Source organism: Halomonas sp. 707B3 (assembly GCF_024158645.1).
GTDB classification, from domain to species: domain Bacteria; phylum Pseudomonadota; class Gammaproteobacteria; order Pseudomonadales; family Halomonadaceae; genus Vreelandella; species Vreelandella lionensis.
Window position 1 is genome coordinate 1 of the sequence record NZ_JAMZBE010000093.1, and the last position, 13,462, is coordinate 13,462.

General features: G+C 58.3%; 13 protein-coding genes, 1 rRNA gene and 1 pseudogene. 6 read left to right on the forward strand and 9 right to left on the reverse strand.

What is annotated here, in order from left to right; all coding sequences use genetic code 11:
- The 3 genes and pseudogenes from BIS10_RS12555 to BIS10_RS12565 all read right to left on the reverse strand — a co-directional run.
- A pseudogene (locus BIS10_RS12555) lies at positions 1 to 453 on the reverse strand (A/G-specific adenine glycosylase); the annotation flags it as partial.
- Positions 454 to 558: 105 nt separating this feature from the next.
- The gene (locus BIS10_RS12560) at positions 559 to 2,892 is read right to left on the reverse strand and encodes an AsmA family protein (protein ID WP_253505701.1); all 2,334 of its coding nucleotides are present in this window, start codon (positions 2,890 to 2,892) and stop codon (positions 559 to 561) included.
- The gene (locus BIS10_RS12565; protein ID WP_253505703.1) at positions 2,892 to 3,374 is read right to left on the reverse strand and encodes a GNAT family N-acetyltransferase; all 483 of its coding nucleotides are present in this window, start codon (positions 3,372 to 3,374) and stop codon (positions 2,892 to 2,894) included. Before BIS10_RS12565 ends, BIS10_RS12560 begins: the two co-directional genes overlap by 1 nt.
- Positions 3,375 to 3,547: 173 nt before the next feature.
- Here BIS10_RS12565 and hisB point away from each other — a divergent pair, with 173 nt between their 5' ends.
- The 4 genes from hisB to hisF all read left to right on the forward strand — a co-directional run bounded on the left by hisB (position 3,548) and on the right by hisF (position 6,390).
- Positions 3,548 to 4,141, forward strand: a complete 594-nt coding sequence (gene hisB / locus BIS10_RS12570; protein ID WP_044630460.1) for an imidazoleglycerol-phosphate dehydratase HisB — start codon at positions 3,548 to 3,550, stop codon at positions 4,139 to 4,141.
- A 79-nt stretch (positions 4,142 to 4,220) separates the two neighbouring features.
- Positions 4,221 to 4,862, forward strand: a complete 642-nt coding sequence (gene hisH / locus BIS10_RS12575; RefSeq protein ID WP_083024475.1) for an imidazole glycerol phosphate synthase subunit HisH — start codon at positions 4,221 to 4,223, stop codon at positions 4,860 to 4,862.
- 11 nt (positions 4,863 to 4,873) lie between these two features.
- A complete protein-coding gene (gene hisA / locus BIS10_RS12580; RefSeq protein WP_253505704.1) occupies positions 4,874 to 5,620 on the forward strand; it encodes a 1-(5-phosphoribosyl)-5-[(5-phosphoribosylamino)methylideneamino]imidazole-4-carboxamide isomerase in 747 nt (248 codons plus the stop codon).
- Positions 5,617 to 6,390 carry an imidazole glycerol phosphate synthase subunit HisF gene (gene hisF / locus BIS10_RS12585; protein WP_253505706.1) on the forward strand — a complete coding sequence of 258 codons (774 nt, stop codon included), beginning with the start codon at positions 5,617 to 5,619 and terminating at the stop codon, positions 6,388 to 6,390. The genes hisA and hisF overlap by 4 nt, the downstream gene beginning before the upstream one ends.
- Positions 6,391 to 6,417: 27 nt before the next feature.
- On the opposite strand, the gene BIS10_RS12590 is transcribed toward hisF, so the two are convergent.
- Positions 6,418 to 7,026 carry a YjaG family protein gene (locus BIS10_RS12590; protein WP_062361785.1) on the reverse strand — a complete coding sequence of 203 codons (609 nt, stop codon included), beginning with the start codon at positions 7,024 to 7,026 and terminating at the stop codon, positions 6,418 to 6,420.
- Positions 7,027 to 7,152: 126 nt separating this feature from the next.
- Here BIS10_RS12590 and BIS10_RS12595 point away from each other — a divergent pair, with 126 nt between their 5' ends.
- Positions 7,153 to 7,845, forward strand: a complete 693-nt coding sequence (locus tag BIS10_RS12595; protein ID WP_253505708.1) for a type 1 glutamine amidotransferase — start codon at positions 7,153 to 7,155, stop codon at positions 7,843 to 7,845.
- A 20-nt stretch (positions 7,846 to 7,865) separates the two neighbouring features.
- Here the strand turns inward: BIS10_RS12595 and mnmH are convergent, their stop codons facing one another.
- The 4 genes from mnmH to BIS10_RS12615 all read right to left on the reverse strand — a co-directional run bounded on the left by mnmH (position 7,866) and on the right by BIS10_RS12615 (position 11,966).
- On the reverse strand, positions 7,866 to 8,954 hold the full coding sequence (gene mnmH / locus BIS10_RS12600) for a tRNA 2-selenouridine(34) synthase MnmH (RefSeq protein ID WP_083024469.1): 1,089 nt from the start codon (positions 8,952 to 8,954) through the stop codon (positions 7,866 to 7,868).
- The gene (gene selD / locus BIS10_RS12605) at positions 8,951 to 9,991 is read right to left on the reverse strand and encodes a selenide, water dikinase SelD (RefSeq protein WP_392567179.1); all 1,041 of its coding nucleotides are present in this window, start codon (positions 9,989 to 9,991) and stop codon (positions 8,951 to 8,953) included. The genes mnmH and selD overlap by 4 nt, the downstream gene beginning before the upstream one ends.
- 61 nt (positions 9,992 to 10,052) lie before the next feature.
- On the reverse strand, positions 10,053 to 11,423 hold the full coding sequence (radA, locus tag BIS10_RS12610; RefSeq protein ID WP_253505710.1) for a DNA repair protein RadA: 1,371 nt from the start codon (positions 11,421 to 11,423) through the stop codon (positions 10,053 to 10,055).
- A 93-nt stretch (positions 11,424 to 11,516) separates the two neighbouring features.
- A complete protein-coding gene (locus BIS10_RS12615) occupies positions 11,517 to 11,966 on the reverse strand; it encodes a copper resistance protein NlpE N-terminal domain-containing protein (protein WP_044630451.1) in 450 nt (149 codons plus the stop codon).
- Positions 11,967 to 12,158: 192 nt separating this feature from the next.
- Between BIS10_RS12615 and hisC the strand changes: the two genes are divergently transcribed.
- Positions 12,159 to 13,220, forward strand: coding sequence for a histidinol-phosphate transaminase (gene hisC / locus BIS10_RS12620; RefSeq protein ID WP_253505712.1), 1,062 nt, complete (start codon positions 12,159 to 12,161; stop codon positions 13,218 to 13,220).
- Between the two features lie 155 nt (positions 13,221 to 13,375).
- Here hisC and rrf read toward each other — a convergent pair.
- Positions 13,376 to 13,462 (reverse strand): 5S ribosomal RNA (gene rrf, locus BIS10_RS12625); the annotation flags it as partial.

Here is a 13,462-nt window from a genome sequence, read left to right on the forward strand (position 1 = left end):
CCTTACATTGCCATCCAGAATAGCGGCCTGCCGGCCGGTGCTTTGGGCGATAATCGCGCCAGCGGTGGAGCGGCCAATACCGGGTAGCGCCATCAGCGTTTCTACGCTGTCAGTGGGCAGCTCGCCGCCGTGCCCCTCCATCGCCACCTGGGCAGCTTTGTGCAAGTTGCGGGCGCGGGCGTAGTAGCCCAGGCCCGTCCAGTGGTGCAGCACGTCATCCTGGGGCGCGGTGGCCAGGGCTTCCAGCGTCGGGAAGCGGGCCATAAAGCGCTCGAAGTAGGGAATCACCGTGGTGACCTGGGTTTGCTGCAGCATAATTTCAGAGACCCACACGCGGTAGGCGCTGCGGGGCGACTGCCAGGGCAAGTCGTGGCGGCCATACTGGTCGAACCAGGTAAGCAGCCGGTGTTGAAACTCTTCCGCCGGTAGGCACGGCGTGGGCATATCGGCCATCGTTATTCCTTAAAGCACTCGCCATGAAAAAAAGCGCCGGCGGTAAGGCCGGCGCGTGCAGATTGTGTTGCGTTAACGCAGGTTGTTCGTCAATGCAGGTTGCGATTAGTTGAACAGGCGGCGAATACCTTCGCGCAGCTCTTGGCCTGCGCCTTCACCCAGACGCTCATCAATACGGTCCATGGATTCGCCAAGCCGCTCCTCCAGTTCCTCTTCTACCCGGCTTCCGGCTTCGTCACGCAGTAGCTCTACTACCGAGGCTTGGAAGGCGGTGCGGTCGAAGCGGCACCACTGGGCTTTATCGTCCCCTACATGGCCTTCACAGCTTACCGGCAGCGGCAGCTGCTGAAGCCGTGGGTTGACTTGGCAGGCGGCGTCAGCGGTATCCACTAGCCGTGCGTTCGCTTGAGTCGTGAAGTTGAGGCTATTGAGGTTGAAGTCGCCCTCCCCTTGCACGTTGATACCCGGTAGCGTAATCAGCAAGTCGTCACTTTCAACCACGCCGTTGCGCACCTGGAAGGTGGCTTCAAAACGCTCAAAGCGGGTGTCCGGGTGCCATTCTCGCTCTACCTGCTGGCCTTCTAGCTGAGCGACCAGCTCGCACATCTCTCGGGAGATGTTGGTGCGTAGAATCGCGCCATCGTTGAGCCGCGCGGTTAATTCGCCGTTGAGGTTGCTGGTGAGCACATCGCGGCGGTTGCCTTGGGTAGTCAGCGCGCCGTCTAGATTGAAGCGTCCGCGCAGCGGGGCCTCTTCTTCGCTGAAGGTTTCGATTAACGGCGCGACCTGCACATTGCTAATGCTGGGCGAGAGCTGCCACTCCAGTACATTACCAGTGGCATCCAGCTGGCCGGTGGCGCTCAATTCCCCTTCGTAGAAACGGGACTCAAAGGCAGTGAGGCGGTGGTTGCCGTTTTCACCGCGCAGCGCCAGCTGGGTATCGTCAAAAGTCAGCCCAGCCAGTAGCAGTTGGTCGACGCTCAAATCGCCCTGAAGGGTGAGCGTACTTAACCATGCCTGGGGCAGCAGCGTTCCGCTGGTTTGAGCAAAGGCTTTACGCAGCAGGCCACGGCTGGCTTGCTGCGCGGTTTCGGGGCCAGGCAGGTAGTGATCCAGATTGAGCGTATCGCCTTCTAGGGTGAAGGAGAGCTGGGTACCATCCAGCGCGGCGGCAATATCACCGGTAAAGGTGCTGTCATCTACCACCAGCGAGAGGCGCGGCAGGGAGATACGCTCCAAGCTGCCTTCTACGGGGCTGGTGAGCGCGACATCGCTAAGTGCGGCTTCGCTGGCAGTATTGAGCTTCACACCCGTGCGGGAAATCCAAGGCCGCAGCGTAAACGGCGCGGCGGTCAGTTGCCCGCTGTACCGCGGTGCGTCCAGCAGTTGCTCGACATTCAAGTGGCCGCTCACGCGCAGGCCATCTGGCCCGGTGAGCTGAACCTCTTTAAGCTGCGCGGTTTGGGCGGCAAAGTCGGTTTCCAGGCCAAACGCCAGGGCAATCGCTAGGCTGCCTTGCCAGTTTTCTGGGTGGCGCAGCCCAGCTTCCAGCACGCCTTCGGTAACGCTTAGTTGTTGCTCAGCTAAACGGGCAACAATTTCAGCCGCTTTTAAGCTGAGCTGCTGCGGTTCGCTGGCTTCGCCCTGACGGGTATGCGTAGTTAACTGGGTGTTTTCAAAGATGATCTGTTCATCTTCTAGGCCAAGCCGCAGGCGTGTTTCAAGATTTACTTCGCTGGTCATGTTTGGCGCGCGCTCAAGCTCTTCGGCATCCAGCCGGTCATGCTTAGTAAGCGTGAACATGGCTTTTAGCGGGAAGGAGCGTACCGGATTCACATTGGTGCCTGAAATATTCAGAGGCTGAACCCGCCAAAGCGCTTGATTCTGCTCATCGCGGTAACGAATATCAGCATTTTTTACTTCGACGCTGGCGATGCTTAATACCACCGAGAGGCTGCCTGCATCGGCATTGGGGCCAGCACTTGCCGGAGCCAGCACGGTTTCAGCGGATTCGTTGTTGTGCTCGGAGAGTCGCTCCAACAGCGGCTGCCAGTTGCCCTCGCCTTCAGCGTTCTTCTCCAAATTGAGGCGCATGCCATCTAGCGTCAGGCCATCCACGGCAATCTCTCCGCGCAGCAGCGGGGCAAAGGCAACGCTCACTTCAGCACGGTTAATGGCGGCGAAGGCGGTTTCATCTTGTGCTTGATCGGGCAGCCAGGCGCGCGCCTGCTCAACGCTGACACCAATACGAGGGTAAAACGACCAGGTAATCGGGCCTTCCAGAGCTAAGTTCAGGCCGGTTTGCTCCTCTACCACAGCGGTTAAGCGTGGTTTGAAGTCTTCTGGGTCTAAAAAGGTGGTGACGTACACCACGGCGGCCACTGCCACAATGGCTAAAATGCCTATGGCGGCCAGCAAAATACGTAATAGCTGTTTCATTACCCTTTTCCTTGTGGGTCTAGCTCAACAAAATCACTGGTCGTCGGCAGGTCCGGGGCAGAAGACGAGGCCTCAGCAACGGGCCGAAAGCCTAATTTCGATAGCAGTACTCGGTCTGCCAGCGGCAGCGTGGTGGTAGCAATACGCAGTACGCGGCCATCTTGCTTGGCTTGCTCGCCCACCAGCGCCATCAGCCGTGAGCCGACACCGCGACGACGCGTAGTTTTACGCACGCATAGCTCAGACAGCCACCAGGCTCGGTCGCCGGCTTCTTGCACCGCCACCGCGCCTAACAGGCGGTCATTGAAGTGGGCACAGGCAAAAAATTGCTGTTCCTTTAAATGCTGTTCGATAAATGGCAAAACCGTGGGAGTGGGCATGCGCTCTTGGGGCGCGTCTTCATATATGCGCACTAAGTCGATGCGCACCTGCTCTTCTGCTTCCCAACGGGCCTGGTCGACATATTGCAGTGTCACCGGCATGGTGAAATCCTCGTTGCCAACGCAGCTAGGCTGCTATGTTAGCGCCGCAAACAGCGGCGACATTCCCCGCATTGTAGCGGATGGGGGCGCCGATTCTCTATAATGGTTGTTTTGGCCGCAGTTGCCGCCCGCCGATTATTCCTCAGAGTGCGCCCCGGCGCAGGAGATGCAACATGTCAGCGCGTATTGCCACGGTAAGCCGTGACACCAACGAAACGCAGATTACGGTCAGCGTCAACCTTGACGGCGAAGGCCGCTTGAACTGTGAAACTGGCGTTCCGTTTCTAGACCACATGCTGGATCAAGTGGCTCGGCATGGGATGGTAGATCTCGATATTCATGCCAAAGGCGACCTGCATATCGACGACCACCACACCGTTGAAGATTTGGGCATCACCCTGGGTCAGGCATTCAACGAGGCCATTGGCGATAAGCGCGGCATCTACCGCTACGGCCACGCTTATGTGCCGCTGGATGAGGCGCTCTCTCGGGTAGTGATTGATTTCTCCGGCCGCCCCGGCCTTTATATGAATGTCGAGTTCACCCGCGATACCATTGGCAGTATGGATACGCAGCTGTTCTGGGAATTTTTCCAAGGCTTTGTGAACCATGCTCGAGTGACGCTGCATATCGACAACGTAAAAGGCTTCAATGCTCACCATCAGGCCGAAACCATTTTCAAAGCCTTTGGCCGCGCACTGCGTATGGCCGTTGCGGAAGACCCGCGCATGGCTGGGCAAATGCCCTCTACCAAAGGCAGTTTATAATGCCGATCGTTGCGGTTAGCGGCGTAGCGGCACGCCTCTCGCCTACGAATCTATCGCCCACGACCTTAAGGAGCGCTTCATGACCATTGCGGTAATCGATTATGGAATGGGCAACCTACACTCTGTGGCTAAAGCGCTTGAGCACGTCACTCATGAGAATGTGATCATCACCCGCGACCCACGGCGTATTCTGGGCGCTACCCGCCTAGTGCTGCCCGGCCAGGGCGCCATTCGTGACTGCGTGGGCGAGCTTGAGCGTACCGAACTGCGCGGGCTGGTGGATGATATTTTGACCCGCCAAGCCAAACCGCTGCTGGGCATTTGTGTGGGCCAACAGATGCTAATGGAGCGCAGCGAAGAGAATGGCGGCGTGGACTGTTTGGGGTTTTTCCAAGGCAGCGTAGACCGCTTCCCGGCCAATATGCGCGATGCCCAAGAGCAGCGCCTGAAAGTACCGCACATGGGTTGGAACCTGGTGAATCAACACCACGACCACCCGCTCTGGGCAGGCATCGATAATAATGAGCACTTCTATTTCGTGCACAGCTATTACGTGAATGCCGCCGACGATGCCCAGGTATTCGGCACCACCCAGTACGGCAGTGTGAGCGCTCACGTGGCGATTGGCCGCGACGCCACCTTTGCCGTGCAGTTCCACCCGGAAAAAAGCTCCCGTGCGGGCCTGCGCCTGCTGGAAAATTTTGTCACCTGGACGCCCTGAGAGGTTTCACTATGTTGGTAATTCCCGCGATTGATCTCAAAGACGGCCAGTGTGTGCGCTTAAAGCAGGGCCGCATGGACGACGCGACCTCCTATGGCGACGACCCGGTGGCCATGGCCGCGCGCTGGGTAGAAGCCGGTGCGCGCCGCTTGCACTTGGTGGATTTGAACGGCGCCTTTGAAGGCAAACCGGTGAACGGTGAAGCAGTCACCGCCATTGCCCGCGCCTACCCTAACCTGCCGATTCAAATTGGCGGTGGCATCCGCTCGGCAGAGACTATTGAACACTACCTCAGCGCCGGTGTTTCTTACGTGATCATCGGTACCAAAGCGGTCAAAGAGCCTGAGTTTGTGGGTGAAATGTGCCGCGCCTTCCCTGGCCACATTATTGTTGGCCTGGATGCCAAAGATGGCTATGTGGCCACCGATGGCTGGGCAGAAGTCTCCACCGTCAAAGCTACCGAGCTTGCCAAGCGCTTCGCCAACGACGGCGTTTCCAGCATTGTGTACACCGATATTGCCCGCGACGGCATGATGCAGGGTGTCAATGTGGAAGCCACCGCCGCACTGGCCCGCGAAGGCGGCCTGCCGGTGATCGCCTCCGGCGGCGTAACCAATCTGGATGATATTCGTGCCCTGTGCGATGTCGCCGATAGCGGCATTTTGGGCGCAATTACCGGACGGGCGATTTACGAAGGCAGCCTGGATGTCGCTGAAGCCCAGCGCTTAAGCGATCAGTTGAGTGAAGGTAGCGAATGAGCTTAGCCAAACGCATTATCCCCTGCCTGGATGTGGATGCCGGGCGCGTAGTGAAAGGCGTCAACTTTGTGGGTATTCGTGATGCGGGCGACCCGGTAGAGATCGCCCAGCGCTATAACCAGCAGGGTGCCGACGAGATCACCTTTCTCGATATCACCGCGAGCCACGAAGACCGCGCCACCACGGTGGATATGGTCGAGCGGATTGCAGGCGAGGTGTTTATTCCCTTAACCGTCGGCGGCGGCATTCGTACCTGCGACGATATCCGCACCATGCTGAACGCTGGGGCGGATAAGGTCTCGATCAACACCGCTGCGGTTACCAACCCTGAGTTTGTGCGTGAAGCCGCCGAGCGTTTTGGCAGCCAGTGCATTGTGGTGGCGATTGACGCCAAAAAAGTGTCTAAAGAGGGCGAGCCTGACCGCTGGGAGATTTTCACCCACGGCGGCCGTCGCCCCACCGGCCTGGATGCGGTGGAGTGGGCCAAGAAGATGGTCGAGTATGGCGCAGGCGAGCTGCTGCTAACCAGCATGGATCGTGACGGCACCAAGATTGGCTTTGATCTGGGCGTCACCCACGCTATTTCCGAAGCGGTTAGCGTGCCGGTGATTGCTTCCGGCGGCGTCGGCAATTTAGACCACTTGGTCGATGGCGTGCTCAAAGGCGGTGCCGATGCGGTACTGGCTGCGAGTATCTTCCACTTTGGCGAGTACACCATTCCAGAAGCAAAACGCTATATGGCCGAACGCGGCATCGAAATGCGTTTATAAGCCGCGCGACGTTTTAGGCTGGGGCAGTTACTCTGCCCCGGCTTCCTCATCCAGTGTTAGCCCCAAATTACTAATGCCGTTATTGCGCCCAAGCGTGCGAATCTCTTTGAGTGTTGTTTTATTGATCGACCCGCTGACCGCTTCCAGCACCGCATCTTGGAAGTCGTTTTCGTCTTCCATCAGCGGATGGTCGCGAATGATCAGCGCCAATGCTTGAGCGTCCACTTCCCCTTCGGTGAGTTCGATGAACGCCCGCACGCCAGCCCGCGAGGTGCGGCTGACATCCAGCACAGCTTCGGGGGATTCGCCTTGCAGCGTATCGAGTAGCGCAGAGATCGACACGACCGCATCCAGCGCCCGACGTGCGCCGAAACTCTCATCGCCCTCCGGCGGCTCGCACTCGGCCAGCTTTTCCGCTTGGCGGGCAAAGTCGATGCTGGCGTTGGGTACGCTAAGGCGCTCCCATACAAGATTCAGCACAGTGCGCAGGGTGTGCCCATCGCCATGGCCGCTGGTTTGCTCATAAAGGGCGTAGTTGGGTAACAGCCGCTCGCACAGCGCTGCCATAAATGCTTGCTGGGCGGGCAGCGGCAGCAGTTGAAGCCGCTGATAAAATCCTTGGGGTTTAGCCACCATGCTGATTTCCTGGGTCACTATGTTTGTGAAACTGAGTTGGTGAAATGAACGCGATGCGTTATCGTCGCACCCACGCAGCGGGCGACCCCGCGGCGTTTGATGTGCTCGGCCGGCGAGGAGATTACCATGCATATTCATCTGCTACAGCACGGCCCTGACCATGGTCCCGCCCGTCTGACCGACTGGCTTGAGAGTATGGGCCATAGTTACACCGTTTTTCACCTCTACGCGGGCGAACTCACGCCTCGCCCTGGGGAGTGCGATGCGCTCATCGTGCTAGATGGCCCCGAAGCCCTGTTTAGCGAACCGCCCGCTTGGCATAAAGCGGAGCGCAAACTGATCAATCGCTACTTGGACGGCCAAAAACCTATTCTGGGCATTGGCCTAGGGGCGCTATGGATCGCGGAAGCGCTTGAGGCGGTCGTCGCCCCTGGCACCTACCCCGAAACCGGCTGGCATACCGTCACCCTAGCCCCGGAAAGCACCTTCGACCTACCCGAGCAGTTTGAGGCCTTTATGTGGCACCGCCTGGTGTTTAGCCTACCCGATGGCGCGCTACCATTAGGCGGCAGTGCCGCGTCCCCGCTGCAAGGGTTTAGCTGGGACGCAGGCCGTGTGGTGGGCCTGCTATGCCACTTTGAAACGACCCAGGCCAGCGTAGCACCGCTGCTGAACGCCAACGAGCGGCCCACGGCGAAAAGCCCTTCCAGCGGGCGTTTTGTGCAAACCGATGAGCAGATTCTGGAAGACCCCACGCGCTTTCAGCGCTTGGCACCGCTGTTAGATCGCGTCATGACCCAGTGGCTGAAACGCACTTAACCCCCCACCACCTGCCGCCGCTAAGCACTCCACTGTTTGGCAGCGGCGAGACAGCTTTCCCAATCGCCTATATGAAGTTCTGTGGGCCGGTTTCCCTGCTGTTTCTCCAAGTGGTAGCGGTAGAGCGGGTCGTAATATTCGGTCAGCAGCGGGGCAAGCCACGCCTCATGGGCTTGGATATCCCCGGCGGCATGGGCACGGAAAGCCATGGCCTGCATACGTTGCAAACGCTGTAGCCGGGCATTGCCCAGGCGTTTTGCCAGCCGTTCTAACGCGCTCGCCAGTTGACGCTGCATGCGCTGCCACCCTTCCTCTGGGCCAAAGCGAGCGGCGTAACCCTGCTCTAGCGCTTCGATATAGTCGCGGCGTAGCTGATCTAGCCGCCAATCTAGCGGCATTTCGATACGAATACGCGGCGCTTGCTGTAGGGCATGCCAAAAATCGAGCGGAAGATTGGCATTGCCAATCTGTCGGGACTCATCTTCCAACACAAGCTTACCCGGCTGCCCAATCAAACGCTGGCCCAGCGCGTGCTCAAAATCGATTTGGGTGGTGGGTTCGTCGGGCTGCCGCCCAAAAGCAGAACCTTTATGATTGGCGCAGGCTTCCAAATCAATGCCGTTGGGCAGTTGGTTAATCAGCTTCGTCTTAGCGCAGCCGGTGAGCCCTGCCACCACCAGCATAGGCTGCTGCGCGGCTTCGTCAATCCGTTGGCAGAGCTGCTGGCGTAGCGCTTTCCAGCCGCCTTCAATGCGTGGGCGATGAAGCCCTGCATCGACAAGCCACTGCTGGGCAATTTGCGAGCGCAGACCGCCGCGAAAGCAGTAGATAATCGCATCCGGGTGCTGGGCTAAGTAGGCCTGCCAAGCGGCGACACGCGCTTGCTTTACTTCACCGCTGACCAGCCGCTCACCCAGCGCGATGGCGGCTTGCTGGCCCTGCTGCTTGTAGGCAATGCCTACCTGGTGGCGCTCTTCATCCACCATCAGCGGTAGGTTGACCGCCCCCGGCAGGCTGCCTTGGGCAAACTCTACCGGGGCGCGTACATCAATCAGCGGCGTGTTTGACGCAATCACCTCAAGGGACGCAGGCGTGGTCGGCAGGGTCATCCAATAACCTCGATTTTAGCGTCTCCCTGGGGTGCTTTTAGGGTACCGAACGGCTCCAACGTTAGGCCGTACTCACGACCAATACGCTCAACGTCATCTTCCCATGCGGGGTCTACGCTAATCAGCAGCCCGCCAGAAGTTTGCGGGTCGCAGAGCCACTGCCAGTGGGCTTCATCCATGACGGGCAGCGCGCTACCCAGGGCGTCGCGATTGCGTACGGTGCCGCCGGGCACGGCACCTTGGCGGCGATAGCCTTCCGCTTCAGCTAACCGGGGCAGACGGCGGAAATCAATCTGCGCCATCAAACCGCTGGCACTGCACATTTCGGTGAGATGCCCTGCCAAACCAAAGCCGGTAACATCCGTCATGGCGTTGACGCCCTTCACTTTGGAGAGCGCGATACCAATGGTGTTGGGTTTGAGCATGGTTTCACGGGCTAGGCCATGATGCCCGGCTTCTAGCAAGCCGCGCTTTTCCGCTGTGGTTAATAGCCCGACGCCCAACGGTTTAGTGAGAAACAGCAGGTCGCCGGGCTTAGCTTGGCTGTTGAGTTTTAAGTGCTCAAGATCGACCAGCCCGTTCACTGCTAAACCAAACATCGGCTCAGGGGCATCAATGGAGTGACCGCCGGCCAGGGCAATGCCCAGTTCGCGGCAAACGGCCTGGGCACCCGCCACTACATCGCCAGCGATTTCTGGGCCCAGCTTATCCAGCGGCCAGCCTAAAATGCCCAGTGCCATGACCGGTGTGCCACCCATGGCGTACACATCGCTAATGGCGTTGGTCGCGGCAATACGGCCAAAATCAAAAGGGTCATCGACAATGGGCATGAAAAAGTCGGTGGTGGCAATCATGCCGCGACCGTCGCCGAGATCGTATACGGCGGCGTCTTCACGCCCCTGGTTGCCCACGATCAGCCGCTGATGCCCGGCTGCCGGTCCGGCCTTGGCGAGAATGCCATCGAGTACGTCCGGGGCGATTTTGCAGCCGCAGCCCGCTCCGTGGCTATATTGGGTTAATCGAATCGAACTCATCATCCCTCTCCTTTTTTGAACGTGGACTTGGCTTTAGCTGCCCTTATGATAAGCATAGCTGAGGTTACAGCGCTTCCAGAGCATCGCTCAATTTATCCACGGGAATTACCTCCATTCCTTTCGGCGCCTGCTTGGGCGCATTGGCACGGGGCACGATGGCGCGTAAAAAGCCGTGTTTGGCGGCTTCTGCAATACGCTCTTGGCCGCTGGGTACCGGGCGTATCTCGCCAGATAGGCCCACTTCGCCAAACACGACCAGCTCTTTGGGCAGAGCCCGGTTCTGCAGACTGGAAACCACCGCCAGCAGCACGGCGAGGTCGGCGCTGGTTTCCAGCACTTTGACACCGCCCACCACGTTAAGAAATACATCCTGATCGCCGGTAAACAGTCCGCCGTGACGGTTAAGAACGGCTAATAGCATGGCGAGGCGGTTTTGATCTACCCCCACGGCAACGCGGCGCGGGTTACCTAGTGCCGACTCGTCTACCAGCGCTTGGACCTCTACCAGTATGGGTCGCGTACCTTCCCACACCACCATGACGAGACTGCCCGGCGCTTGCTCCTCTTGACGCGAAAGAAATATCGCGCTGGGGTTTTTTACCTCTTTCAGCCCCTGCTCCAGCATGGCGAACACGCCCAACTCATTGACCGCGCCAAAGCGGTTCTTCTGCCCACGCAGCGTCCGAAAGCGGGAGTCGGCACCGCCTTCCAGCAGCAGCGAGGCGTCAATCATATGCTCTAGCACTTTGGGGCCCGCAAGGGTGCCATCCTTGGTGACGTGACCCACCAGCAACAGCACGGTATTAGTCTGCTTGGCAAAGCGGGTAAGCGCAGCAGCGGATTCGCGTACCTGGGCAACGCCGCCAGGGGCAGAGCTGATATCTTCCAAGTGCATGGTTTGGATGGAATCAATCACCAGTATTTCCGGTTTCTCCCGCTCGGCCACCGCGAGGATCGTCTCTACGCTGGTTTCCGCTAGCATCTTCAGCCCGTTAGTGGGTAGCTGCAGGCGGTGGGCGCGCATAGCCACCTGGGAAAGCGACTCCTCCCCCGTGACGTAGAGAATACGCCGCTGCTGGGCCAGCTTGCAGGCGGTTTGCAGCAGCAGCGTCGATTTACCAGCCCCTGGGTTGCCACCCAACAAAACGGCGGAGCCCGGCACCAAGCCGCCGCCTAGCACGCGGTCAAACTCTGCAAAGGTGGAGCTAAGCCTTGGCACCTCGCTTAAATCGACATTACTGAGGTCGACTACATCTCGTGATAGATCGCCTGCGTACCCGGTGCGCCCGGTAGTGGTGCCGCTACCGGGCCGAGCGCTTGCCAGCTTGACCTCCGTTAGCGTGTTCCACTCTTGGCAGCTCGTACACTGGCCCTGCCATTTACGATACTCTGCACCACATTCAGTACAGACAAAGGCACTTTTTGCTTTTGCCACCGCCTTGTTGCTCCTGTCTATCGCGCCACGTTGATATAGTGGGCAGAAATGCAAAAGGCGGCCAGTGGCCGCCTTTGAGCGTCGCGTATTGGATTACTGACGCTGTAACTGCAGCATCTCGCCATTTTCGAAACGGCGGCGCTCAGGGTCGATTAGCTCCAGGGTACGTTCATCAATACGCTGGAAGTAGTAGATTTGGCCGTCGCCGTTCGGCGTTAGCTCATATACCGTGGCATCGGGGTCAGAGGGCGTACCGGTCAGCACTTCCCAGTTACCGGCATAGTTTTCATCCGGCGGAGTCTGGGGGTGATTACGGTAAGTCGCATCCAGCGTGAACGTCCGCTCTTCCGGGGCGCTCATCTCTTCTCCCACCAACGTTACATCCAGGTCAATGCCGTCACAGTTACGGCAAGGCAGAGTGCCTTGGTAGTTAGCCTGTGATGCGGTCATGCCTGCATCTTCGCGCTGATCCGTTGGGCCAGCTGCGCAGCCCGCCAACAGTGCCAACATAGCCGAACCGGCTAGCAAACTCCTGAATTGCATTGGGTGTCTCCTTATCGTGTTGGACATACATTTCTTTCGCGCGCTTATGACAGCATAACCGCTACAAGGTGCGACGCCCACCCCCTCTGACGTAGAAGTAAGTTCTCACCTAGCCTGCATGGGAATGCTTGCGCTCTAGCGGCCATCAGGCGACCATGGTGCCATTACCGCTAGGATAATCAGGTTACCCTTATGAGCCAATATTGGAGCCCCGCCGTTAGGGAGCTTACCCCTTACGTGCCAGGCGAGCAGCCCCGCGAACGCGTTATCAAACTCAATACAAACGAGAACCCGTACCCACCTGCCCCTGGTGTCAGCGAGGCACTACGCAACTATGCAGTTGATCATTTGCGTCTCTATCCTGATCCGACGTCCTTGGCCCTGCGTGAAACCTTGGCAGACACGTATGGTGTAAGCGTAGCAGAAACCTTTGTTGGCAATGGTTCTGACGAAGTACTGGCGTTCGCGTTCCAAGCGTTCTTCTGCCAGGGCGCTCCACTGGATGTGCCCTCCATTACTTATAGCTTCTACCCTGTGTATGCCAAGCTGTATGGCGTTGAGCTACGCAAGCACCCGCTCAATGAGAAGTGGGAAGTCGACCTAGAGGCGCTTGCCAGCACTTCTGAACGCAGCGGCGTTATTTTTGCCAACCCTAATGCGCCTACTGGCCATGCTCACTCTCTTGAAAGCATCGAAGCACTGCTGAAACGTGTGACAGATCGCGTAGTGTTGGTCGACGAAGCTTATGTCGATTTTGGCGCCGAAAGCGTGGTAGCGCTGATTGAGCGCTACCCAAACTTGCTGGTCACCGGCACGTTCTCCAAATCACGCAGCTTGGCGGGTTTACGTCTGGGCTACGCAATTGGCTCCCCTGAGCTAATCGAAGGCTTACAGCGGGTAAAGGATTCGTTTAACTCCTACCCGGTCGATAGCCTAGCCAGTGTGGTCGGTATTGAGGCACTGAAAGATACCCAGCACTTCAACGCCTGCCGGGACAACGTCATTACTACCCGTGAGCGAACCCGCCAACGGCTGGAAGGGCTGGGCTTTGAGGTACTGCCCTCAAAAGCCAACTTCCTGCTGGCTCAGCACCCTGACTTTGCCGGTGCGCAGCTGTTTGCTGGCCTTCGTGAGCGAGGCATTTTGGTACGCCACTTCAATACCGAATTACTCAACAACTTCCTGCGTATCTCCATCGGCACCGACGATGAAATGGATAGCTTCATTGAAGCCCTAGAGTCGCTCTGCGGTTAATGGCTTATCTAGCTCTCTGAACGCTTAAACGCAAAAACCCAGCCATATGGCTGGGTTTTTATTTCGCTCGATTTTTTAGGCAGTTTTCTTCGGCACAACTTTCTTCGGCAAAACAAAAAACCCAGCCGGATGGCTGGGTTCTCTGCGGTATAAGTGCCTGACGATGACCTACTCTCGCATGGGGAGACCCCACACTACCATCGGCGCTAAGCGGTTTCACTGCTGAGTTCGGCAAGGGATCA

Bases quoted from the DNA above. Each gene is read 5' to 3' on its own strand.
- hisF (WP_253505706.1), top strand. From the start codon at position 5,617: ATGAGCTTAGCCAAACGCATTATCCCCTGCCTGGATGTGGATGCCGGG.
- BIS10_RS12595 (WP_253505708.1), top strand. From the start codon at position 7,153: ATGCATATTCATCTGCTACAGCACGGCCCTGACCATGGTCCCGCCCGT.
- BIS10_RS12615 (WP_044630451.1), bottom strand. From the start codon at position 11,966: ATGCAATTCAGGAGTTTGCTAGCCGGTTCGGCTATGTTGGCACTGTTG.
- selD (WP_392567179.1), bottom strand. From the start codon at position 9,991: ATGATGAGTTCGATTCGATTAACCCAATATAGCCACGGAGCGGGCTGC.
- mnmH (WP_083024469.1), bottom strand. From the start codon at position 8,954: ATGACCCTGCCGACCACGCCTGCGTCCCTTGAGGTGATTGCGTCAAAC.
- hisA (WP_253505704.1), top strand. From the start codon at position 4,874: ATGTTGGTAATTCCCGCGATTGATCTCAAAGACGGCCAGTGTGTGCGC.
- hisB (WP_044630460.1), top strand. From the start codon at position 3,548: ATGTCAGCGCGTATTGCCACGGTAAGCCGTGACACCAACGAAACGCAG.
- BIS10_RS12565 (WP_253505703.1), bottom strand. From the start codon at position 3,374: ATGCCGGTGACACTGCAATATGTCGACCAGGCCCGTTGGGAAGCAGAA.
- hisH (WP_083024475.1), top strand. From the start codon at position 4,221: ATGACCATTGCGGTAATCGATTATGGAATGGGCAACCTACACTCTGTG.
- hisC (WP_253505712.1), top strand. From the start codon at position 12,159: ATGAGCCAATATTGGAGCCCCGCCGTTAGGGAGCTTACCCCTTACGTG.
- BIS10_RS12560 (WP_253505701.1), bottom strand. From the start codon at position 2,892: ATGAAACAGCTATTACGTATTTTGCTGGCCGCCATAGGCATTTTAGCC.
- BIS10_RS12590 (WP_062361785.1), bottom strand. From the start codon at position 7,026: ATGGTGGCTAAACCCCAAGGATTTTATCAGCGGCTTCAACTGCTGCCG.